This is a genomic window from Streptomyces kryoterrae (assembly GCF_054072135.1).
This window is the reverse complement of the sequence record NZ_CM133358.1, coordinates 6,588,808-6,608,932: the sequence shown is the minus strand read 5'-3', so window position 1 is coordinate 6,608,932 and position 20,125 is coordinate 6,588,808. Positions and strand designations below refer to the sequence as shown.

The 20,125-nt window shown below is 70.7% G+C and carries 21 protein-coding genes; 13 read left to right on the top strand and 8 right to left on the bottom strand.

The window, feature by feature from the left end; genetic code table 11:
• Window positions 1-42: 42 nt before the first annotated feature.
• Window positions 43-2,307, bottom strand: coding sequence for an SF1B family DNA helicase RecD2 (gene recD2 / locus ACW4TU_RS29385; protein ID WP_457417923.1), 2,265 nt, complete (start codon window positions 2,305-2,307; stop codon window positions 43-45).
• Window positions 2,308-2,694: 387 nt separating this feature from the next.
• Here recD2 and ACW4TU_RS29380 point away from each other — a divergent pair, with 387 nt between their 5' ends.
• Complete coding sequence (locus ACW4TU_RS29380) at window positions 2,695-3,636, top strand: ribokinase (RefSeq protein WP_457430378.1); 942 nt, start codon at window positions 2,695-2,697, stop codon at window positions 3,634-3,636.
• Between the two features lie 63 nt (window positions 3,637-3,699).
• Here the strand turns inward: ACW4TU_RS29380 and ACW4TU_RS29375 are convergent, their stop codons facing one another.
• The gene (locus ACW4TU_RS29375) at window positions 3,700-4,347 is read right to left on the bottom strand and encodes a dihydrofolate reductase family protein (RefSeq protein ID WP_457417921.1); all 648 of its coding nucleotides are present in this window, start codon (window positions 4,345-4,347) and stop codon (window positions 3,700-3,702) included.
• 343 nt (window positions 4,348-4,690) lie between these two features.
• Between ACW4TU_RS29375 and ACW4TU_RS29370 the strand changes: the two genes are divergently transcribed.
• The 8 genes from ACW4TU_RS29370 to ACW4TU_RS29335 all read left to right on the top strand — a co-directional run bounded on the left by ACW4TU_RS29370 (window position 4,691) and on the right by ACW4TU_RS29335 (window position 11,832).
• Window positions 4,691-5,155 carry a hypothetical protein gene (locus tag ACW4TU_RS29370; RefSeq protein WP_457417919.1) on the top strand — a complete coding sequence of 155 codons (465 nt, stop codon included), beginning with the start codon at window positions 4,691-4,693 and terminating at the stop codon, window positions 5,153-5,155.
• On the top strand, window positions 5,139-6,113 hold the full coding sequence (locus ACW4TU_RS29365; RefSeq protein ID WP_457417917.1) for a bifunctional lysylphosphatidylglycerol flippase/synthetase MprF: 975 nt from the start codon (window positions 5,139-5,141) through the stop codon (window positions 6,111-6,113). Before ACW4TU_RS29370 ends, ACW4TU_RS29365 begins: the two co-directional genes overlap by 17 nt.
• Window positions 6,114-6,164: 51 nt before the next feature.
• Window positions 6,165-6,644, top strand: a complete 480-nt coding sequence (locus ACW4TU_RS29360; RefSeq protein ID WP_457417915.1) for an SRPBCC family protein — start codon at window positions 6,165-6,167, stop codon at window positions 6,642-6,644.
• The gene (locus ACW4TU_RS29355) at window positions 6,637-7,161 is read left to right on the top strand and encodes a flavin reductase family protein (protein WP_457417913.1); all 525 of its coding nucleotides are present in this window, start codon (window positions 6,637-6,639) and stop codon (window positions 7,159-7,161) included. Before ACW4TU_RS29360 ends, ACW4TU_RS29355 begins: the two co-directional genes overlap by 8 nt.
• The gene (locus tag ACW4TU_RS29350; protein ID WP_457417911.1) at window positions 7,154-8,518 is read left to right on the top strand and encodes an NAD(P)/FAD-dependent oxidoreductase; all 1,365 of its coding nucleotides are present in this window, start codon (window positions 7,154-7,156) and stop codon (window positions 8,516-8,518) included. The genes ACW4TU_RS29355 and ACW4TU_RS29350 overlap by 8 nt, the downstream gene beginning before the upstream one ends.
• Window positions 8,519-8,627: 109 nt before the next feature.
• Window positions 8,628-9,323 (top strand): class I SAM-dependent methyltransferase, encoded by a 696-nt coding sequence (locus ACW4TU_RS29345; RefSeq protein WP_457417909.1) that lies wholly within the window; start codon window positions 8,628-8,630, stop codon window positions 9,321-9,323.
• Window positions 9,324-9,331: 8 nt separating this feature from the next.
• The gene (locus tag ACW4TU_RS29340) at window positions 9,332-10,816 is read left to right on the top strand and encodes a cytochrome P450 (protein WP_457417907.1); all 1,485 of its coding nucleotides are present in this window, start codon (window positions 9,332-9,334) and stop codon (window positions 10,814-10,816) included.
• The gene (locus tag ACW4TU_RS29335; protein ID WP_457417905.1) at window positions 10,816-11,832 is read left to right on the top strand and encodes a hypothetical protein; all 1,017 of its coding nucleotides are present in this window, start codon (window positions 10,816-10,818) and stop codon (window positions 11,830-11,832) included. The genes ACW4TU_RS29340 and ACW4TU_RS29335 overlap by 1 nt, the downstream gene beginning before the upstream one ends.
• Before the next feature lie 79 nt (window positions 11,833-11,911).
• Here ACW4TU_RS29335 and ACW4TU_RS29330 read toward each other — a convergent pair whose 3' ends face one another.
• From ACW4TU_RS29330 to ACW4TU_RS29320, 3 genes are read right to left on the bottom strand one after another with little or no spacing between them, the layout of a single operon-like run.
• On the bottom strand, window positions 11,912-12,709 hold the full coding sequence (locus ACW4TU_RS29330) for a sugar phosphate isomerase/epimerase family protein (protein ID WP_457430376.1): 798 nt from the start codon (window positions 12,707-12,709) through the stop codon (window positions 11,912-11,914).
• A gap of 50 nt (window positions 12,710-12,759) precedes the next feature.
• Entirely contained in the window at window positions 12,760-13,917 is a 1,158-nt protein-coding gene (locus ACW4TU_RS29325) for a dihydrodipicolinate synthase family protein (protein WP_457417903.1), read from the bottom strand.
• Window positions 13,914-15,071 carry a Gfo/Idh/MocA family protein gene (locus ACW4TU_RS29320; protein ID WP_457417901.1) on the bottom strand — a complete coding sequence of 386 codons (1,158 nt, stop codon included), beginning with the start codon at window positions 15,069-15,071 and terminating at the stop codon, window positions 13,914-13,916. The genes ACW4TU_RS29325 and ACW4TU_RS29320 overlap by 4 nt, the downstream gene beginning before the upstream one ends.
• A gap of 319 nt (window positions 15,072-15,390) precedes the next feature.
• Between ACW4TU_RS29320 and ACW4TU_RS29315 the strand changes: the two genes are divergently transcribed.
• Entirely contained in the window at window positions 15,391-16,437 is a 1,047-nt protein-coding gene (locus tag ACW4TU_RS29315; protein WP_457417899.1) for a LacI family DNA-binding transcriptional regulator, read from the top strand.
• Between the two features lie 128 nt (window positions 16,438-16,565).
• Here the strand turns inward: ACW4TU_RS29315 and ACW4TU_RS29310 are convergent, their stop codons facing one another.
• On the bottom strand, window positions 16,566-16,847 hold the full coding sequence (locus ACW4TU_RS29310; RefSeq protein WP_457417897.1) for a hypothetical protein: 282 nt from the start codon (window positions 16,845-16,847) through the stop codon (window positions 16,566-16,568).
• A 167-nt stretch (window positions 16,848-17,014) separates the two neighbouring features.
• Between ACW4TU_RS29310 and ACW4TU_RS29305 the strand changes: the two genes are divergently transcribed.
• Window positions 17,015-17,410, top strand: a complete 396-nt coding sequence (locus ACW4TU_RS29305) for a nuclear transport factor 2 family protein (RefSeq protein ID WP_457417895.1) — start codon at window positions 17,015-17,017, stop codon at window positions 17,408-17,410.
• Between the two features lie 66 nt (window positions 17,411-17,476).
• On the opposite strand, the gene ACW4TU_RS29300 is transcribed toward ACW4TU_RS29305, so the two are convergent.
• Both ACW4TU_RS29300 and ACW4TU_RS29295 read right to left on the bottom strand, forming a co-directional pair.
• Entirely contained in the window at window positions 17,477-17,875 is a 399-nt protein-coding gene (locus tag ACW4TU_RS29300) for a nuclear transport factor 2 family protein (protein WP_457417893.1), read from the bottom strand.
• Entirely contained in the window at window positions 17,848-18,072 is a 225-nt protein-coding gene (locus ACW4TU_RS29295; RefSeq protein ID WP_457417892.1) for a twin-arginine translocation signal domain-containing protein, read from the bottom strand. The genes ACW4TU_RS29300 and ACW4TU_RS29295 overlap by 28 nt, the downstream gene beginning before the upstream one ends.
• Before the next feature lie 260 nt (window positions 18,073-18,332).
• On the opposite strand from ACW4TU_RS29295, the gene ACW4TU_RS29290 reads away from it, so the two are divergent.
• Window positions 18,333-19,307, top strand: a complete 975-nt coding sequence (locus ACW4TU_RS29290) for a bifunctional helix-turn-helix transcriptional regulator/GNAT family N-acetyltransferase (RefSeq protein ID WP_457417890.1) — start codon at window positions 18,333-18,335, stop codon at window positions 19,305-19,307.
• A gap of 10 nt (window positions 19,308-19,317) precedes the next feature.
• A complete protein-coding gene (locus ACW4TU_RS29285) occupies window positions 19,318-20,118 on the top strand; it encodes a sugar phosphate isomerase/epimerase family protein (RefSeq protein WP_457417888.1) in 801 nt (266 codons plus the stop codon).
• Window positions 20,119-20,125: the final 7 nt, after the last annotated feature.

Below are 20,125 nucleotides of genomic sequence, written 5' to 3'. Positions count from 1 at the left end.
GATCGTTGCGCCGGTCACGGCGGGCGGCCATGGCTGCCGCGGCTACGACCGCAGCCTGAAGTCCAGTGCGGTACAGCGCCGTCCCGCCGACACCGTGCGCACCGCCTGGCCTATCGCCTTGCGTGAACCGACAAGGACCACGAGCTTCTTCGCCCGGGTGACGGCCGTATACAAAAGGTTGCGCTGGAGCATCATCCACGCGCCCGTGGTGACCGGGACGACCACCGCCGGGTACTCGCTGCCCTGGGAGCGGTGGATGGTCACGGCGTAGGCGTGGGCGAGTTCGTCCAGCTCATCGAAGTCGTACGGCACTTCCTCGTCCTCGTCCGTCAGCACGGTGAGGCGCTGTTCCACCTCGTCGAGGGAGGTGACGACGCCGACGGTGCCGTTGAAGACGCCGTTCTCACCCTTGTCGTAGTTGTTGCGGATCTGCGTGACCTTGTCGCCGATGCGGAAAACCCGGCCGCCGAACCGCTTCTCGGGGAGGTCGGGGCGGCCCGGTGTGATCGCCTGCTGGAGCAGCCCGTTGAGGTTTCCGGCGCCCGCCGGACCCCGGTGCATCGGCGCGAGCACCTGGATGTCCCGCCGGGGATCGAGACCGAACTTGGCCGGAATTCGTCGTGCGGCCACATCCACGGTGAGCCGGCCGGCCTCCTCCGTGTCGTCCTCGACGAAGAGGAAGAAGTCCTTCATGCCGTCGGTGACCGGATGCTGCCCGGAGTTGATCCGGTGCGCGTTCGTCACCACGCCCGACTGCTGGGCCTGCCGGAAGACCTTGGTGAGGCGGACGGCGGGCACCGGGCTGCCGTCGGCCAGCAGGTCCCGCAGGACCTCGCCGGCGCCGACGCTGGGGAGTTGGTCCACATCCCCGACGAACAGCAGGTGCGCGCCCGGCGCGACCGCCTTCGCCAGCTTGTTGGCGAGCAGCAGGTCCAGCATCGAGGCCTCGTCCACCACCACCAGGTCGGCGTCGAGGGGGCGGTCCCTGTCGTAGGCAGCGTCGCCGCCGGGCTTCAGCTCCAGGAGGCGGTGGACGGTGGAGGCCTCGGCGCCGGTGAGTTCGGCCAGGCGCTTGGCGGCGCGGCCCGTCGGGGCGGCCAGCACGACCTTGGCCTTCCTGGCGCGCGCCAGCTCCACGATCGAGCGGACCGTGAAGGACTTGCCGCAGCCGGGACCGCCGGTGAGGACGGCGACCTTCTGCGTCAGCGCGAGCCGGACGGCGGCCTCCTGCTCGGGGGCGAGATCGGCCCCCGTACGCCCCTGGAGCCAGGCCAGCGCCTTCTCCCAGTCCACGTCGTGGAAGGCGGGCATGCGGTCCTCACCGGTACGCAGGAGGCGCAACAGCTGGGCGGAGAGGGAGAGTTCGGCGCGGTGGAAGGGGACCAGGTAGACGGCTGTCACGGACTCCGAGTCGCCCTCGGGGCCGGGGACCTTCTCCCGTACGACGCCGGGGTCCTCGCCCTCCTCCGGGGGTGCCGCGAGTTCGGCGAGGCACTCGATGACGAGGCCCGTGTCGACCTGGAGGAGCTTCACCGCGTCCGCGATCAGCCGCTCCTCGGGGAGATAGCAATGGCCCTGGTCGGTGGACTGCGAAAGGGCGTACTGGAGGCCCGCCTTGACGCGCTCGGGGCTGTCGTGCGGGATGCCGACGGACTGGGCGATCTTGTCGGCGGTGAGGAAGCCGATGCCCCAGACGTCGGAGGCGAGGCGGTAGGGCTGGTTCTTGACGACGGAGATCGAGGCGTCACCGTACTTCTTGTAGATGCGCACGGCGATGGACGTGGACACCTCGACGCTCTGGAGGAAGAGCATGACCTCCTTGATCGCCTTCTGCTCCTCCCAGGCGTCGGCGATCTTCGCGGTCCGCTTGGGGCCGAGGCCCGGCACCTCGATGAGCCGCTTGGGCTCCTCCTCGATGATCCGGAGGGTGTCCAGGCCGAAGTGCTGGGTGATCCGGTCGGCGAAGACCGGGCCGATGCCCTTGACCAGGCCCGAGCCCAGATAGCGGCGGATGCCCTGGATGGTGGCGGGCAGGACGGTCGTGTAGTTCTCGACCGTGAACTGTTTGCCGTACTGCTGGTGGGAGCCCCAACGGCCCTCCATGCGCAGCGACTCGCCGGCCTGGGCGCCGAGCAGCGCGCCCACGACCGTGAGGAGGTCACCGGCGCCGCGGCCGGTGTCGACGCGGGCGACCGTGTAGCCGTTCTCCTCGTTGGCGTAGGTGATCCGTTCCAGGACGCCCTCGAGGACGGCCAGGTGCCGTTCCCCCTGCGCCGCCTGCTTCGGGCCGCCCGCCTGTTTCGACATGATCCGACGCTACCGCTTGGCGCTGACAGTGCCGTCCTGTCGGTGCCGGGGGCGGACCCAGTCCCGGGTGATGATCACACAGGTGCCGATCACATGGCCGTGACGCCGCTCCTGTCGCCCGCCGGGGCCTCCGGTGGCGGTGACCGGCGTAAGCAGACGCTGACGTACCGCAACCGGCGTCTGTCCCGCCGTGTCTGCGTCGCGGCGTTCGGGGAACTGCGGCGCCGGCTCACCCACCAGACCAGCGCAAGGGGACGGAAGCGGGAGAGCGTCGACAGGACACCGGACGCGAGCAACTCGGGCTCCGGTGACACCGTCACGGACCTTCCCGGCGGCAACACCGGGAATACTGAGAGTCACCCGGACTCGATGCAACGGAGACTGTTCATGTACGACGACGACTACGACCTGCTGGTCGTGGGATCGGCCAACGCCGACCTGGTCACCGTGGTCGAGCGACGGCCCGCCGCCGGTGAGACCGTGCTCGGATCCGACCTGGTCGTCCACCCGGGCGGCAAGGGCGCCAACCAGGCGGTCGCCGCAGCCCGGTTGGGGGCCCGTACGGCGTTGCTGGCCCGGGTCGGCAACGACGGCCACGGCCGCCTGCTGCTCGACTCGATGCGGGACGCCGGTGTCGACACGGTGGGCGTCCTGGTGGGCGGGGCTCCGACGGGCGTCGCGCTGATCACGGTGGACCCGTCCGGTGACAACAGCATCGTGGTGTCTCCGGGCGCCAACGGACGGCTGTCGCCCGAGGACATCCGGGCCGCGGGGAGCCTGTTCCAGGCCGCGCGGGTGGTGTCGGCACAGCTGGAGATTCCGCTGGACTCGGTTGTGGAGGTCGTACGGAACCTGTCTCCCGAGGGCCGGTTCGTCCTGAACCCGTCCCCTCCTCGCCCGCTGCCGCGTGAAGTCCTGGCCGTCTGCGACCCGTTGATCGTGAACGAGCACGAGGCCCGGGTGATCGCCGGTGCTGACGCCGAGTTGGGCGACTCGCCGGAGGACTGGGCGAAGACGCTGCTCGCGCTCGGGCCGCGCTCGGTCGTCATCACCCTGGGCGCGGAGGGCGCGTTGGTCGCCGTACGGGCCGGGGAGCGGGTGCGGGTGCCGTCGGTGCCCGTGGACGCCGTGGACACGACGGGGGCGGGCGACGCGTTCACCGCCGCGCTGGCGTGGCGGCTGGGCGCGGGTGAGTCGTTGGCCCAGGCGGCGGCGTACGCGGCCCGGGTGGGCGCGGCCGCGGTGACGCGGGCGGGGGCCCAGGATTCCTTCCCCACGGCTGCGGAGGTCGAGGCGCTGTGCCGTGCTCTCCCGGGGGACACCCCCTGACCCCCCGGCCGTACGCCAATGCGCTGTCGCGGTGCGGGGATTTCTTCTGAGTCGGATTCCGGTTCAGCGACCCGCACGCGTGAACGTCACATGCGTGACTCCGCTGGGCGAAGAGGTGGCCTCTACCTCGTAGTCCTTCTCAAGGCCCTCCAGTCCGTCCCAGAGGCGTACGCCCCTGCCGAGCAGGATCGGGACCACCACGATGTGCAGGTGGTCGATGAGCCCGGCCGCGAGGAAGTCGCGGACCACGGTGGGTCCACCGCCGATGCGTACGTCCTCGCCGCCCGCTGCCTCGCGGGCCGTCTCGAGCGCCTTGGCGGGCGGTGCGTCGAGGAAGTGGAACGTCGTGCCGCCCTCCATCTCGATCGGCGGGCGCTGGTGGTGGGTGAGGACGAAGGCCGGGGTGTGGAAGGGCGGGTTGGGCCCCCACCACCCCTTCCACTCCGGGTCCTCGTGCCAGCCGGGCGGGCCGAACTTCGCCGCGCCCATGATCTCGGCGCCGATCCCGGGCGCGAACTGCCGCGCGAAGGCGTCGTCGAGGCCGGCGGTTCCTCCGGGTTCGCCGACCATGTCGTGCCAGAAGCGGGTGGTCATCATCCACTCGTGCAGCCTGTGGCCCGCGTGGCCGAACGGCGCCTCAAGGCTCAGCCCCTCACCGGTGCCGTAACCGTCGAGCGAGATGGAGAAGTTGTGGACGCGGACGAGTGACATGTGCGGCGACTCCGTTCCTGCGGCTGGTCGAGTCCTGGTGCTGGTCGAGCTTCGCCAGTTCTTCCCAGGACCTCAAGGTAGCCGGAGGTGGTGTCGCCCGCCGGTCGGGTTCAGCATCGAGGGGGCCCGGTCCGTCGACCGGGCCCCCTCGGCTTCCCCTCCGTATCGAAACCCCCGCGATCCCCCCGGATCCCCCTCCAGAAGCCCCGATGCCACGTACGACCCGCCAGGTGGGGAGAGGGTTGTACGGGAGGCCAGGACTTTTTCGGCCGGCGTGCGAGGGACGCCCCGGCCCGGGCCGTAAGACAGGTGAGAATCTCACTCCGGGTGTACGGGGGCCTTTTTGGATGCCAGGAATCTCTTCCACACCAGAACCACGTTTCGGCTCGCCCGGCTTGAGTGGTCGGTCGCTCTCGTCGTCTCCTCCGTCGCCGCTCTGACGCATCTTTCCGAGATCCGTTGGTGGCTTTTCGTTTCCCTGTTTCTCGTCATCGATGTCCTCGGGTACATCCCGGGCGCCATCGCTTATCGGGGAAGCCCTGACGGACGTATCGGGCGGGGATATTACGTCGCCTACAATCTCATGCACTCACTTGTGACCTGGGCCGTGTTCGCGGGACTGTGGAGCTGGCTGGTCGGTGCGGAATGGGCGTTGCTCGCGCTGCCGATTCACCTCATGGGCGACCGGGCCCTTTTCGGGAACTCCCTGAAACCCTTCGGTGTGCCCTTCGAGCCATCCACGCATCCGGACTTCGCGACATTCCAGCGGGCTTACGGCGGGAGGGCGCGCGATGCCGTCCGTGTTTGATCTGGTGGCGGCGCACGCCGACAATCCCAGCGCTTTCCTCGCCCTCAACACCGGGAACGAGTTCTTTCTCGACGATCACCACGACGGCGTCTGTGCCTTTCGGCCGGCGGGGCGTCATCTCCTCCAGCTCGGCGGTCCCCTCGCCGCGCCCGGCGACCGTGCCGGGCTGCTGGACGCGTTTCTCGACCGGGCCGCGGCCGGGCGGCGGCGCGTCATCGCCGTACAACTGCAGGCTGATGACGCCCGGTTGTACGCGTCCCGCGGGTTCACCGTGAACCAGCTGGGGGCTTCGTACGCCGTCGATCTGGAGCGGTTCACCCTGCGCGGGTCGCCGTTCGTGCGGCTGCGCAACAAGATCTCCCGGGCCCGGCGGGCAGGGGTGGAGGTCGCCGAGGCCGGCCGCTGCGACACCTCGGGCGAGCTCGACCTCCTCGACCGTGAATGGCTGCGAGGGAAAGGGAAACGAACGAAAGAGCTTCGGTTTCTCGTCGGGGAGCGCGACGGGCCCGAGCAGAAGCATCAGCGCGTATTCACCGGCACCGTCGACGGGCGCGTCGTGGGATACATCAGCTACTCCCCCGCCTTCGGCAGCCGTCCGGGCTGGCTGCACGATCTCAGCCGGCGCCGCACCGATGCCCCGCCCGGCACCATGGAACTCCTCAACTCGACCGCGATCGAGCGAATGACCGGTGAAGGCGGTGGCCAATGGCTGCACTTCGGGTTCACTCCCTTCGTCGGGCTCGATCCGGCCCTTGAAATGCCGGGCGCCAGTGAAATGGTGGCCCGTGTCGTGCGTTTTCTCGGTGAGCACGGTGAGCGGATCTATCCCGCCGCCGCACAGCTCGACTACAAGGAGAAATGGGCGCCGCATGTCGTGCTGCCCGAGTACATCGCTTTCCAGGGACGGGTACGGCCGGGTGCGTTGTGGCGGCTCGGGCGGGAGACCAACGCCTTCTGATCATCCCGGTATGCCCGATCTCCCCGGTACACAGCAGAAGAGGAGTAATTCATGCGTGAAGTAGTCGTCCAGGTGGTGGCCGAGGAGCGTACGGCCCGTCAGGCGTACGAGCTGATCTGCGACTTCCGCCGCTACCCCGAGCTGACCGACAAGGTGGACGAGGTCGTGGTGCATCCGCCGGAGGCCGACGGGTCGCTCCGGTCGGACTGGAGTGTCATCTTCCGCAACGGGCTGATGCGGTGGAGCGAACTCGACCGGTTCGTCCCGGAGACGCTGACCGTCGAGTTCGAGCAGATCAAGGGTGACTTCGAGGTCTTCCACGGTTCCTGGGTGTGCGAGGAGCGGGAGGAGGAAGGAACCGTGGTCACCTTCCGGTCCGATTTCGACCTCGGTATCCCGTCCCTGGCGGAGATCCTCGACCCGGTCGCCGAGAGCACGCTGCGGGACAACATCCTGCGCATCCTCGAAGGGCTCATGGGCCGGGTGACCCTCATGACCCCGATGGATCTCGCCGTCTCCCGGCATGGCTGACCCCCTGTCGTCCCTTGCCACGCGGCCCGGTGTCGCCCAATGCCTCGACATGTACGCCAAGTTGGCGGCCGGCGTGTGCGTCGTGACCACCCGGGGTGCCGCCGGGCGGCCGGTCTGTGCCACGGTCTCCTCGGCGGCGGCCGTCTCCGCGTCCCCGGCCCTGATGTCGCTCTGCCTGGCCAACGCCTCCCGTACCCTCGCCGCCCTCCGCGACCACGGCTCCTTCGCCCTCCACGTCCTCGACGAACGGCACCGCCCCTGGGCCGAGCGCTGCGCCGACCCCCTCGCCACCGCCGCCGAACGCTACGGCGAGGAGCAGGCGGAGTACGTCCATGACGTGCCCGTCCGCACCGACGCCCTCGCCTGGTCCGTCTGCGCGGTGACGGACGTACGGGCGTACGGCGACCACCACCTGGTCGTCGGTGAGGTGCTCGCCGCCCACACGGGCAGCGGGCATCCGCTGCTCTGGTACGACCGCGCCTTCCACGGCCGGGAAGGCGGGGCGCGGCATGGGTGAGCGGCGGCCCTACGGTGCCGTGGAAGCCTCTGTGGTCGTGGCGCCGCCGTGGCGGGGCGGGCGGCCCGAGGACCACCGACTCCCGTCCGTACGAGGCCTGGTGAGCGCCGACTTCACCGTCGTCGGCGCCGGTCTGGCCGGCCTCTCCACCGCCTACCACCTGCTGCGGTACGCACCCGGCGCCGATGTCGTCGTCGTGGACGCGGGCCACCCCGCCGCCGGTGCAAGCGGCCACGGCACCGGGCTCCTCGGGCCCCGGGCGGGTCCGCCCGTCGACCGCGCGATCCGCCGCCACGGCCCGGACACGGCCCATCGTATGCACCGGGCCGGCGAGGACGCGGTGGCCGCCGCCCTGGAGTTGTGCAGCGCTCTGGACGTGCCCGTGCGCACCGGTGAGCAACTGGTCGTGGCCCGCTCACCGGAGGGGCTGGCCCGGCTGTCGGGACAGTCGGCGGCCTACCGCGCCCTCGGCCTGGACGTACCGCCCCTGTCGGCGGCCGGGGTGCGCGAGCGCATCGACGTGCCCTGTCAGGCGGGGCTGCTCCACCGGCAGGCGGCCACCCTGGACCCCGCCCGTCTCACCGCCGCCCTGGCCCGGGCCTGTGCGGCCAATGGCGCCCGGCTGTACGGGCGTTCACCTGTCCTCGGCCACCGGGCCACCGGCACCGGGGGCACCCGGCTGTTCTTCCCGCGCGGTGAACTCCGTACGGGTGCCGGGGTGTTCGCGGTCAACGGCGGGGCCGGTGCCCTCCGCCTTCCCGTGGGGACGGTGGCCCCGCTGGAGGTGCACGCCATCGCCACCGAGCCGTTGAAACCGGCGGCGCGCGAGGCGCTCGGGGACGCGTCGGGGGCCTCCCTGGTGGATGCGGCGCGGCTGGCACCGTACTTCCGGCTGACCCCGGACGGGCGCCTGGTGCTCGGGGGCGGCCGGGCCTCGCTGCCGGGTCCGCCGGGCGGCGCCGGGGGCCGGCGGGACGACCGGGCCCGCCGGGCGACCTGGCGGTGGCTGACAGAGCGGACGCGGGCCCTGCACCCGCTCCTCGCCGACACCGCCGTCACGCACCACTGGACCGGCCGTATCGGTGTGACCCTCGACGACCTGCCCGTCGTGGGCCCGCTCACCGGAACCCCGGGGATGTGGTTCATCGGTGGCTGCTGTGGTCACGGGCTGGCCCTGTCCATCGCCCACGGTGCCCATGTGGCACGGCAGTTGGCCGGGGGCGAGGCGGACGGGAGTCCGGCGCCGCTGCCCTGGCACCGGTCGGCCGCGCCACGGTTGCCGCTCGGCGGGGCGGGGCGGCTGCTGCTGCGCCGCCATCTCGACCGGCTGGACCGCGAGGTACGAAGCACGGCGTGAACGACTGACGCGGACACTCACGCTCAAGTCCGCGCAAATCCACGCGAGGGACGCCGGAGCGGGAGATCGTAAGACCTGGTGGAGACCGAGAAAAGAGGGGGGAAGGCCCATGCCCGGCATCAAGAGCACCGGCACGAAGACCAGAGGTCCCTACCGTCTGTTGCAGGAGAACTTCCGGCGCCCGGCGGGTGCGCCGGGCGCCCTGGTCGGGCATCTGATGACCGTCCAGCATCGGGGGCTCACCCGGTGGTCGGCGGAGCATCTGGACGTCCGCCGTACCCATCATGTGCTCGACCTGGGCTGCGGCAGTGGGATGGCCGTGGAACTGCTCGCCAGGCGCGCCGAGTCGGGTTTCGTCGCGGGGCTCGACCACTCGCCCACCATGGTCCGCCAGGCCGTGCGGCGCAACGCCGCCGCCGTCGGCCGGGGCCGGGTCGCGATCCTGCAGGGCGATGTGGGGCAACTGCCTTACGAGGACGAGGTGTTCGACCGGGTCAGTGCCATCGAGACGTTCTACTTCTGGCCGGACCCGCTGCGCGGACTCGCCGAGGCGTACCGAGTCCTCAAACCCGGCGGGCAGTTGGCCGTCACCCTGGAGATGAGCCGGGAGGCGTCGGCCGTACCGACGCTCACCCAGTTGCTCTTCGGACGGCGCTTCACCGAGCGGTCCGAGCGGGACGGGCTGCGCATCCTGTCCGGCGCCGAACTCGTGGCGATGCTCGACGTCGCCGGTTTCAAGGACACCCGTTTCGTCGCCGAGCCCCGCCGTTCCCTCGGCTGGGTCTGCGCCCTCGGCAGCAAATGAGCGGCCAAGTGGACAGGCAAGCGGCTCCCGAGGTGGCCGGGCTGCCGGTCCTCGGCAGCGTGCCGGCCTTCCGGCGGGACATCCTCGCCGCGATGCGCGCCGGCTGGCGGGAGGGCGGCGACCTCGTCCGCTACCGGCTCGGCCCGGTGTCCGTGCACGGAGTGTCCGGTCCGGAGCTGGCCGGCGAGGTGCTCACGGACAGCGCCGTCTACGGCAAGCTCGGCGCCGACAACCCGCTGCGCCTGGTGCTCGGCGAGGGGCTGCTGACCGGCGACGACCACGAGAGCTGGCTGACCAACCGGCGCATGATGCAGCCGATCTACGGCAAACAGGCCCTCGCCGCGATGTTCCGTACGATGGCCGGCTCGGTCGAGGACCAGCTGACCCACCTGGCGGCCACCTACCGCACCGGTGACACGGTCGATCTGCACACCGAGCTGATGCGGGTGACGCTCGACATCGTCAGCCGGTGCATGTTCAGCACCGACATCACCGAGGGCCTCGGCGAACTCGGCCCGGACGCGGTGGAGGTGGCGATCAACTTCGCCTTCGACCGCCTCCAGAACCCCTTCAGCCCGCCTCCGCACTGGCCGACCCCGCGCAACCGGCGGTTCAGGGAGGTCATGGACGGCATCGACTCCCTGATCTACCGCATCATCCGCGAACGCCGGGCCGAGGCGGCGGCAACGGCGGAACGCGCGTATGTCCGGCGCGGTGATCTGCTGGACATGCTGCTCGACGCCCGGGACGAGGACACCGGCGTGGGCATGGACGACCGCCAGCTGCGCGACGAGGTGATCACCACGTTCGCCGCCGGGCACGAGACGACCGCGGTCACCCTCAGCTGGACCTTCTACCTCCTCTCCCGCCACCGTGACGTCCTGGCGGCGGTGCAGCGCGAGGTCGACGACGCCCTCGGCGGACGCCTGCCCACCGTCGACGACCTGCGCGCCATGCCGTACACGCTCCAGGTCTTCGAGGAGTCGCTGCGGATGTACCCGTCGGCGCCGATCGTGCCCCGACTGACCCTGAAGGAAACCGAGTTGGGCGGCCACCGGGTGCCGGCGGGCTCCCGTGTCCTGGTCAACCTGCACAACATCCACCGCCATCCGGCGCACTGGACCGACGCGGAACGCTTCGACCCCGGCCGCTTCGACCCCGACCGTCTGGACCCTGACCGCCTCCGCGGCGGGGAGGGCAGGACGCCCGGGAAACGGCACCGGTTCGCCTACCTGCCCTTCGGCGCGGGGCCGCATCTCTGCATCGGCAAGCACTTCGCGCTCATGGAGGCGCACCTCCTGCTCGCCGCGCTGCTGCAGCGCTACGAGTTCCGGCACGTCCCGTCCCACCGGGTCGTCGACCACGCCACGATCACCCTGCGACCCCGCTACGGGATGGTGATGACCCTCCACGACCGCCGTCCCCGCCGGCCCTCGACGCCGACCACGCAGTCGCTGAACTCCCGCCCACCACAACGCGTTTGGAGCCCCTGATGGTGACGCGCCAGGACGATCCGCACACCCTGCCGCTCAACACGGTCCAGTACGACCCGGCCCGGTCGCAGGGCCACTACGAGAGCTTCTACCAACGCGGAAACCATCCGACCGAGCCGCGCGCCTTCTGGATCCGGTACACCGTCTTCAGCCCGGCCGGGATGCCGGAGGCGGCCATCGGTGAGCTGTGGGCGGTGTACTTCGACGGGGTGACGGGCCGGCACGTGGTCGCCAAGGAGGAGTATCCGATCGCCGAGTGCGACTTCCGGCGCGGGGCGTTCGGCGCGCGGGTCGGCGACCGGGTCCTGGAACCGGGCCGCCTCAAGGGCGAGGCGACGGGCCCGAACGGCGCCATCGGCTGGGACCTGACGTACGAGGGCACCGAACCGCCGCTGTTCCTGCTGCCGCCGAAGATGTACGAGGGTGGCTTCCCCAAGGCCAAGAGTCTGGTCGGGATGCCGCTGGCGCGGTTCGACGGCTCCCTCACGGTCGACGGCGGGACGGTCGACGTGGCCGGCTGGACGGGCAGCCAGAACCACAACTGGGGCAGCCGGCACACGGATCACTACGCCTTCGGCCAGGTCGCCGGGTTCGACGACGCCCCGGACAGCTTCCTGGAGATCGTCACCGCCCGCGCGAAGATCGGCCCGGTCCGGACACCGATGGCGACCTTCGTCGTCCTGCGCCACGACGAACGCGAGTACCAACTCGTCTCAATGCGGCGGGCGTTGACCGCGAAGGCCCAGTTCGGCTACTTCTACTGGGACTTCAGCACGGGCGACGACACCGTGACCGTCAACGGGCGGTTCCTGGCGAAGCAGGAGCAGTTCGTCGGGCTCAACTACTACAACCCGCCGGGCGGCATCAAGCACTGCCTCAACACCAAGATCACCAGCTGTGAGCTGGAGGTCCACAACAAGGTCACCGGCAAGGTCGACCGGCTGCGCACCGAGCACCGCGCCCTGATGGAGATCCTCACCGACGACCGCTCCCACGGCATCGAGATCCGCGCGTGAGGAAACCGGGCCGCACCGGTGACGCCGAGCCGTCCGTACCCGGTCCTCCACCGGGTACGGACGGCTCTCGGCCGTGTCGTTACGCCGCGTGCTCCACGAACCGCGCGGCGGTCTCCGCGAGCACCTCGCGCCCGTCCCGGGCCCACAGCGCGTCGTTGAACAGCTCGACCTCGATGGGACCGGTGTAGCCGGCCGCCTCGACGTACGTCCGCCACTCCCGCATGTCGATCGAGCCGTCACCGATCTGACCGCGGCCGTTCAGGACGCCCTCCGGCAACGGGGTGGTCCAGTCGGCGAGCTGGAAGCTGTGGATACGGCCACCGGCACCGGCGCGGGCGATCTGCGCGGGCGCGTTGTCGTCCCACCAGATGTGGTACGTGTCCACCGTGACGCCGACCTGGTGGGCGGGGAAGCGTTCCGCGAGGTCGAGGGCCTGGGTGAGCGTCGAGACCACACAGCGGTCGGCGGCGTACATGGGGTGGAGCGGCTCGATGGCCAGCCGTACGCCGTGCTTCTCGGCGTACGGGCCCAGCTCGGTGAGCGCGTCGGCGATGCGCTCCCGGGCGCCGTACAGGTCCTTCGAGCCGGCCGGCAGGCCGCCCGACACCAGGACGAGGGTGTCCGTGCCGAGCGTGGCCGCCTCGTCGATCGCCCGGCGGTTGTCGGCCAGGGCCTCCGCCCGTTCCACGGGGTCGATCGCGGTGAAGAAGCCGCCCCGGCACAGGGTGGTGACGGCGAGGCCCGCGTCGCGGAGCAGCTTCGCCGTCGCCTCGACGCCGTACTCCTGGACCGGAGCGCGCCACAGGCCCACCCCGGGGACGCCCAGCTCCAGGCAGGCGTCGGCCAGTTCGGGCAGTGACAGTTGCTTCACCGTCATCTGGTTGATGCTGAAGCGCGAGAGATCCGCGGTGCTGCCGCTCACTGGGCTCACTGGGCCACTCCGTACAGGGACAGCAGGTTCCTCATCCGCTCCTCCGCGAGCTTCGGGTCCGGGAACAGGCCCAGTCCGTCGGCGAGTTGGTAGGCACGGGCGAAGTGCGGGAGGGAGCGGGCCGACTGCAGCCCGCCGACCATGGTGAAGTGCGACTGGTGGCCGGCCAGCCAGGCCAGGAACACCACGCCCGTCTTGTAGAAGCGGGTGGGCGTCTGGAAGAGGTGGCGGGACAACTCGACCGTGGGGTCGAGGAGTTCGCGGAAGCCGGCCGTGTCCCCGGTGTCGAGGACGCGGACCGCCTGCGCCGCCAGCGGGCCGAGCGGGTCGAAGATGCCGAGGAGGGCGTGGCTGAAGCCCTGCTCGTCGCCCGCGATCAGCTCGGGGTAGTTGAAGTCGTCGCCCGTGTAGCAGCGCACGCCCTGCGGAAGGCGGCGGCGGATGTCGATCTCGCGCTGGGCGTCGAGGAGGGACACCTTGATGCCGTCGACCTTGTCGGGGTGGGCGGCGATGACGTCGAGGAAGGTCTCGGTCGCCGCGTCGAGGTCGCTGGACCCCCAGTAGCCCTCCAGCGCCGGGTCGAACATCGGGCCCAGCCAGTGCAGGACCACCGGCTCGGCGGACTGGCGCAGCAGATGGCCGTAGATGTCGAGGTAGTCCTCGGGGCCCTGCGCCGCCGCGGCCAGGGCGCGGGACGCCATCAGGATCGTCCGGGCACCCGCCTCCTCGACGAGGGCGAGCTGCTCCTCGTACGCCTTGCGGATGTCCGCCAAGGAGGCGCCGGGGGTGGTGAGTTGGTCGGTTCCGACGCCGCAGGCGATGAGGCCGCCCACCGACCTGGCCTCGGCGGCGGACCTGCGGATCAGCTCCGCCGCGCCCGCCCAGTCCAGGCCCATGCCGCGCTGGGCGGTGTCCATGGCCTCCGCCACGCCGAGGCCGTGGGACCACAGGTGGCGGCGGAAGGCGAGGGTGGCGTCCCAGTCGACGGCGGCCGGGGAGTCCGGGGACACGTCCGCGTACGGGTCGGCGACGACGTGGGCCGCCGAGTAGACCGTACGGGAGGTGAAGGGGGTGCCGGGGGTGAGGGCGAGAGGGGTTGCGCGTGGCTCGTACGCTCGCAACACCCCCGTGGCGTCCGGGAGTTGGATGGTCACAGCGAGATCTCCGGAACGTCGAGACGGACGCCCTCCGCCGAGGACCTCAGGCCCAGTTCGGCGAGCTGGACACCGCGGGCGCCGGCCAGCAGGTCCCACTGGTAGGGCGCGTCGGCGTAGACGTGCTTGAGGAACAGCTCCCACTGGGCCTTGAAGCCGTTGTCGAACTCGGCGTTGTCCGGGATCTCCTGCCACTGGTCGCGGAAGGAGTAGGTCGCCGGGATGTCCGGATTCCAGACCGGCTTGGGCGTGGAACTGCGGTGCTGGACACGGCAGTTGCGGAGACCGGCGACGGCCGACCCTTCCGTGCCGTCGACCTGGAACTCGACGAGTTCGTCGCGGTTGACCCGTACCGTCCAGGAGGAGTTGATCTGGGCGATGGCGCCGCCCTCGAGTTCGAAGATGCCGTAGGCGGCGTCGTCGGCCGTGGCGTCGTACGGCTTGTCGTTCTCGTCCCAGCGCTGCGGGATGTGCGTGGCGGTGAGGGCCTGGACGGACTTCACCCGGCCGAACAGCTCGTGCAGCACGTACTCCCAGTGCGGGAACATGTCGACAACGATGCCACCGCCGTCCTCGGAGCGGTAGTTCCAGCTCGGGCGCTGGGCGCTCTGCCAGTCTCCCTCGAAGACCCAGTAGCCGAACTCGCCCCGGATGGAGAGGATCCGGCCGAAGAAGCCGCCGTCGATGAGGCGCTTGAGCTTCAGCAGGCCCGGGAGGAACAGCTTGTCCTGGACGACGCCGTGGCGCACACCGGCCGCGTTCGCCAGCCGGGCCAGCTCCAGTGCGCCGTCGAGACCGGTGGCGGTGGGCTTCTCCGTGTAGATGTGCTTGCCCGCCGCGATCGCCTTCCTGATCGACTCCTCGCGTGCGGAGGTGACCTGCGCGTCGAAGTAGATGTCGACGGTCGGGTCGGCGAGGACCTCGTCCACGTCCGTGGAGACGTTCCGCGGGTCCAGGCCGTGCTGCTCGGCGAGCGCCTTCAGCGCGTGCTCGCGGCGGCCGACCAGGATCGGTTCCGGCCACAGCACGGTCCCGTCGCCGAGGTCGAGGCCGCCCTGCTCGCGCAGGGCGAGGATCGAGCGGACCAGGTGCTGGCGATAGCCCATGCGCCCGGTCACGCCGTTCATGGCGATACGCACCGTCTTGCGTGTCACGTCTTTCCCTTCGTAGGTGCCACAGGGGCGGGGTACGCGATGTACGCGCCGCGTACGCCCGGTGGAAGAGCAGCCCCCTGGCGGCCCTACTGGCAAGCGTTGCAGCAAGCGCTTTCTATCTAGGGAGAAGCTAGCCTCTGTGCAGCGGTCTGGACAAGAGCACAGAGGGGCCGAATTGTTCGAGGGGGCGAACGGCGAGCGCCAAAGGTCGTAGGGTCTGCATCGGTATGGACCTGAAGACGCAAAATACGACAACTTACAGCGACGCGACAGACGACAAGTCGCTGGACGACACGTCGCGCGACCGGAGGACGACGAGATGACGGTGACCCTGGCGGACGTGGCGGCCCGCGCGCAGGTCTCGCCCGCGACGGTGTCGCGCGTACTGAACGGGAACTATCCCGTGGCCGCATCCACCCGTGAACGGGTGCTGCGCGCCGTGGACGACCTGGACTACGTGCTCAACGGCCCCGCGAGCGCGCTCGCCGCGGCCACGTCCGACCTGGTCGGGATTCTGGTCAACGACATCGCCGACCCCTTCTTCGGGATCATGGCGAGCGCGATCCAGTCGGAGGTCTCGGGCCCGGGCGGACGAGCGGGCGGCGAACGGCTGGCGGTCGTGTGCAACACGGGCGGCTCGCCGGAGCGCGAGCTGACGTACCTCACCCTGTTGCAGCGGCAGCGCGCGGCGGCGGTCGTACTGACCGGCGGCGCGGTGGAGAACCCGCCGCACCTCGCGGCCGTCTCGGCGAAGCTGCGGCGGCTCGCGGAGGCGGGGACGAGGGTGGTGCTGTGCGGGCGCCCGCCGGCGCCGGACACCTCGGCGATCGCGCTGACCTTCGACAACCGCGGGGGCGGTCAGGAGCTGACCGAGCACCTGATCGGGCTCGGGCACCGGCGGCTGGGGTACATCGCGGGGCCGGAGGAGCGGACGACCACCCGGCACCGACTGGAGGGGCACCGGGCGGCGCTGGAGGTCCACGGGATCGAGGAGGACCCCCGGTGGACCGTCTACGGGCGGTACGACCGTCGGTCGGGGTACGAGGCCACGCTGGAGCTGCTGCGCCGGGACCCGTCGCTGACGGCTGTCGTCGCCGCGAACGACTCCGTCGCGATCGGCGCGTGCGCGGCGCTGCGGGAGTCGGGGCGGCGGATCCCGGACGACGTGTCCGTCGCCGGGTTCGACGATCTGCCGTTCAGCGTGGACGCGTGGCCTTCGCTGACGACGGTGCGGTTGCCGTTGGCGGAGGCGGGGGCCCGGGCGGGGCGGATCGCCATGGGGCGCGAGGAGCCGCCGCCTGGTGGCATCGCCACGGTGCGGGGGGAGCTGATGGTTCGGGGGTCTTCGGGGGTGCCTCGGAAGTAGGGGGGCGCACGGGCGGGGGCGGATCCCGCACAGGTGCGGAGTGCCGCACAGGTGCGGAGTGCCGGAGAGGTGCGGAGTGCCGCACAGGTGCGGAGTGCCGGAGAGTTGGGCCCACAAGGGCAGACATCTCAACCCGGCGGTGGGTTGCCGCCCTCGCCAGGCTCCTCGCTCCGCCAGGTGAAGTTGTCCAGCGAGCCGCGTGACACCTCCTCGGTCTCCACCGGCGGATGCCGCCACCACGTGACCAGCGACACCCCCGAGGCCAGCACCCAGCCCACCAGGATCATCACGACCAGGCACCCCAGGACCAGCCCCGTCACCCCCAGGAACCCGAACTTCGCCAGCATCCAGGGGATCTGGTCCTCGCCGCAGCCACAGGCCAGCCGGCCGTCCGCCAAAGAGGTCGTCATAGGGGCAGCGTGCCCACGCCCCACACCGCGAGTACACACGTCGTGGAACCGTCGCCCGACGGTTACGGTTCCGGGATCCCGCGTCCGACCTGCATACCGTCCCGAACCCGAGGACAATGGACCGCGTCGGTCGGACATCGCCCACACGTCGAAAGGTGGCGATCACCATGACTGAGCACCCGCACGCAGCCCTCGTACGCAAGGGCTACGACGCCTTCTCGCGCGGTGACATGGACACCATGCGCACTCTGTTGGCGGGGGACGCCACGCATCACGTTCCCGGCAGTCACTCCCTCTCCGGGGACTTCAAGGGGCAGGACGCGATCATCGACATGTACCGCCGGCTCGGCGAGGAGACGGACGGGACCGTGCGCGTCGCGCCGCTGAACGTCCTCGTCGACGGCCGGGGACACGTGGTCTCGATGCACCGTTTCACCGCTGAGCGCCAGGGCAGGCGGATCGACGAGACCGGCGCCCTCGTCTTCCGGATCGTCGGAGACAAGATCACCGACCTCGACGAGTGCGTCGAGGACATCGACCGCAGCAACGAGTTCTGGGGCTGAGGCGCAGCCTTCCGACCCTCCGGGCGGGGTGCCCCAGCGACGATTCCGGGAACCCCGCCGCTGCGGTCAGGGCTGGTCGTACCAGGCGAGCGCCGCGATCCGCCAGCCCTCCGAGGTGCGGACGAACTGGATGGTCTTGGTCCCGCCTCCCTCGAACGTTTCACCGTCCAGGATCCCGGACTTGCGGTACTCGCAGAACCGCGACGCGATGTCGCCCGCGATCTCCGTCCGTTCGGAGGTCTCCCATTCGGAGAACTCGACCAGCCGGCCGTCGGTCAGCAGTTGGCGGCGAGGCTCGATGAACTCGTCCACCGTGTAGACCGTGAACTCCGGTCCGGTCTTGACGATCACGCCGCCCGGAAGAACCAGCCGGCGGACCCGGGCCACGTCGGCGGCCTTGCCGCCCCGGTTGTCGAAGGCCTCGAAGAACTCGGCGGTCACCACGTCAATCTCGGTCCTGGACATGGCGCGACGTTAACAGCGGAGGGGCGTCGGACATCGTCGGCCCCGGCAAGCTGCCGTACGCCGTCGAGCAGACCGTCGCGTCGGGCCTCGCGGCCTTCTGCACGCTCGGCCGGAGGAGGGAAGAGGGAGAGTGCCGCTGCGCCGCCCAGCGTGCCGACGGCGGAGCCAAGGAGTCCGCGACGGGTCAACTCGGCCATGGTTGCCCCTTGTTGAGCCTGACGGGCTTCCACTTTTCACCTCCCGCCGCGAGAGGCGTCAAGGGCGGCGGATGAACAAGTGAGCAACGGGGGGCATGCGGTTGGCCAAGTCGTGGGACAGCGGAACCGCGCATCACCGCCCCGCTGCCGGGTCTTGAGGAACACCTCGCCCCGGCCCTACCCTCATGGCAGCGATATCTCTGACTGAGTCAACTGTCCGCAGTCGCAGTCGCAGTCACAGTCACCCCACGAGGTGGTCCATGTCCGTTCAGGACATCCGTTCCTTCAACCGCTTCTACACGAACGTCATCGGCGCCCTCGACTACGGCAGCCGCCTCTACGCCCCCTACACCCTCACCGAGGCCCGCGTCCTCTACGAGCTCGCGCACTCCACCCGTACCGACGCCGCCGATCTCCGTGCCGAACTCACCCTGGACGCAGGGTACTTGAGCCGCATCCTGAACAGGTTCGAGCAGGACGAGCTGATCGAGCGGACGCCCTCCGAGCGGGATCCCCGGCGGCGGCGCGTCACGCTCACCGTGCGCGGGCGCGAGGCCGCCCACCTGCTGAACGAGCGGTCCGCCGAGGCCATCGCCTCGCTGCTCGCGACCGTGCCGGCCGCCGACCGGCCCCGGCTCACGGAGGCGCTGCACACGGTCCGCTCGCTCCTCTCCGACGGCCGGCCCCCGCGCCGCGAGGACGTCGTGCTGCGGGAGCCCGACCCCGGTGACCTCGGCTGGATCGTGCAGCGCAACGCGGCGCTGTACGCGGCCGAGTACGGCTTCAACACCGACTACGAGGGCCTGGTCGCCCGAATCGTCGCCGACTTCGCCGAGGACCACGACCCGCACCTCGAACGGGTGTGGATCGCCGAGCTGGACGGGCGGCCCGTCGGGTGCGTGATGTGCGTACGGGACGAGGCGCCCGGGACGGCCCGGCTGCGGCTGCTGCTCGTCGAGCCGGAGGCGCGCGGGCTCGGTATCGGCGACCGGCTCGTCGCGGCCGTCGTCGGCTTCGCACGCGAGGTCGGCTACCGCGACCTCGTCCTGTGGACCAACGACGTACTCACCGCCGCCCGCCGGATCTACCAGCGCCACGGCTTCGTCCTCGCCACCGAGAAACCCCACCGCTCCTTCGGCAGGGACCTGGTCGGGCAGGACTGGCGACTGGATCTCCACGCGGCGGCAGAAACGATGGAAACGCTGGAAACGACTGAAAGGTGGAGTGACGGATAGGGTCCCTTGTATGAAACTGGCGTTCTCCACCCTCGGCGTGCCCGGTCTCCCCGTCTCCGATGTCCTGCGGCTCGCGACCACCCACGGGTACCACGGCATCGAACTGCGCACGCACCCCGAAGAACCCGTCCACACCGGTCTCGGCCTCGCCGAGAGAGCCGATGTGGCCGCCGAGTTCAAGGCGTCCGGCGTCGAGATCCTCTGCCTCGCCGGGTATGTGCGCGTCGCGGCCCCCGGCGACGACGGGCCCGTGCTCACGGAGCTCCGCGCGCTTCTCGAACTCGCCCGCGACCTGGGCGCCCCCTTCGTGCGCGTCTTCCCCGGCGGCGGCACCGACCAGAGCCCCGAGGAGGCCGACGCGACGGCGGCCCGGAGGCTCGGCACGGCCGCCGAGTACGCGGCCGACTACGGCGTACGCATCCTCCTGGAGACCCACGACTCGCATCGCACGGGCGCCGACGCGATCCGCATCCTGGGACCGGTCGGCCACCGCCAGGCGGGCGCGCTGTGGGACGTCATGCACACCTGGCTCGGCGGTGAGCAGCCGTCGGACAGCTTCGCGGCCCTCTCCCCGCACCTCGGATACGTGCAGGTCAAGGACATCGCCTCGGCCGAGGACACCACCCCGGTGGCACTGGGCGCCGGCGTCCTGCCGCTCGCCGAGTGCGTCGAGGTCCTCTCCCGGCACAGCTGGGACGGCTGGCTGTGCTGGGAGTACGAGAAGCGGTGGTACGAGGCCGCCGCCCCCCTGGAGGGCCTGCTGGACGCCGGCCGCGAGCACCTCGCGCGGCTGCTCAACGAGTCCGCCTAGGGACGGA

What these genes read in the sequence shown, in the direction of transcription:
- ACW4TU_RS29350 (WP_457417911.1), top strand. Translation starts at nt 7,154, where the DNA reads ATGGGTGAGCGGCGGCCCTACGGTGCCGTGGAAGCCTCTGTGGTCGTG.
- ACW4TU_RS29355 (WP_457417913.1), top strand. Translation starts at nt 6,637, where the DNA reads ATGGCTGACCCCCTGTCGTCCCTTGCCACGCGGCCCGGTGTCGCCCAA.
- ACW4TU_RS29305 (WP_457417895.1), top strand. Translation starts at nt 17,015, where the DNA reads ATGACTGAGCACCCGCACGCAGCCCTCGTACGCAAGGGCTACGACGCC.
- ACW4TU_RS29290 (WP_457417890.1), top strand. Translation starts at nt 18,333, where the DNA reads ATGTCCGTTCAGGACATCCGTTCCTTCAACCGCTTCTACACGAACGTC.
- ACW4TU_RS29335 (WP_457417905.1), top strand. Translation starts at nt 10,816, where the DNA reads ATGGTGACGCGCCAGGACGATCCGCACACCCTGCCGCTCAACACGGTC.
- ACW4TU_RS29285 (WP_457417888.1), top strand. Translation starts at nt 19,318, where the DNA reads ATGAAACTGGCGTTCTCCACCCTCGGCGTGCCCGGTCTCCCCGTCTCC.
- ACW4TU_RS29360 (WP_457417915.1), top strand. Translation starts at nt 6,165, where the DNA reads ATGCGTGAAGTAGTCGTCCAGGTGGTGGCCGAGGAGCGTACGGCCCGT.
- ACW4TU_RS29310 (WP_457417897.1), bottom strand. Translation starts at nt 16,847, where the DNA reads ATGACGACCTCTTTGGCGGACGGCCGGCTGGCCTGTGGCTGCGGCGAG.
- ACW4TU_RS29345 (WP_457417909.1), top strand. Translation starts at nt 8,628, where the DNA reads ATGCCCGGCATCAAGAGCACCGGCACGAAGACCAGAGGTCCCTACCGT.
- ACW4TU_RS29375 (WP_457417921.1), bottom strand. Translation starts at nt 4,347, where the DNA reads ATGTCACTCGTCCGCGTCCACAACTTCTCCATCTCGCTCGACGGTTAC.
- ACW4TU_RS29295 (WP_457417892.1), bottom strand. Translation starts at nt 18,072, where the DNA reads ATGGCCGAGTTGACCCGTCGCGGACTCCTTGGCTCCGCCGTCGGCACG.
- recD2 (WP_457417923.1), bottom strand. Translation starts at nt 2,307, where the DNA reads ATGTCGAAACAGGCGGGCGGCCCGAAGCAGGCGGCGCAGGGGGAACGG.
- ACW4TU_RS29315 (WP_457417899.1), top strand. Translation starts at nt 15,391, where the DNA reads ATGACGGTGACCCTGGCGGACGTGGCGGCCCGCGCGCAGGTCTCGCCC.
- ACW4TU_RS29380 (WP_457430378.1), top strand. Translation starts at nt 2,695, where the DNA reads ATGTACGACGACGACTACGACCTGCTGGTCGTGGGATCGGCCAACGCC.
- ACW4TU_RS29300 (WP_457417893.1), bottom strand. Translation starts at nt 17,875, where the DNA reads ATGTCCAGGACCGAGATTGACGTGGTGACCGCCGAGTTCTTCGAGGCC.
- ACW4TU_RS29365 (WP_457417917.1), top strand. Translation starts at nt 5,139, where the DNA reads ATGCCGTCCGTGTTTGATCTGGTGGCGGCGCACGCCGACAATCCCAGC.
- ACW4TU_RS29330 (WP_457430376.1), bottom strand. Translation starts at nt 12,709, where the DNA reads ATGACGGTGAAGCAACTGTCACTGCCCGAACTGGCCGACGCCTGCCTG.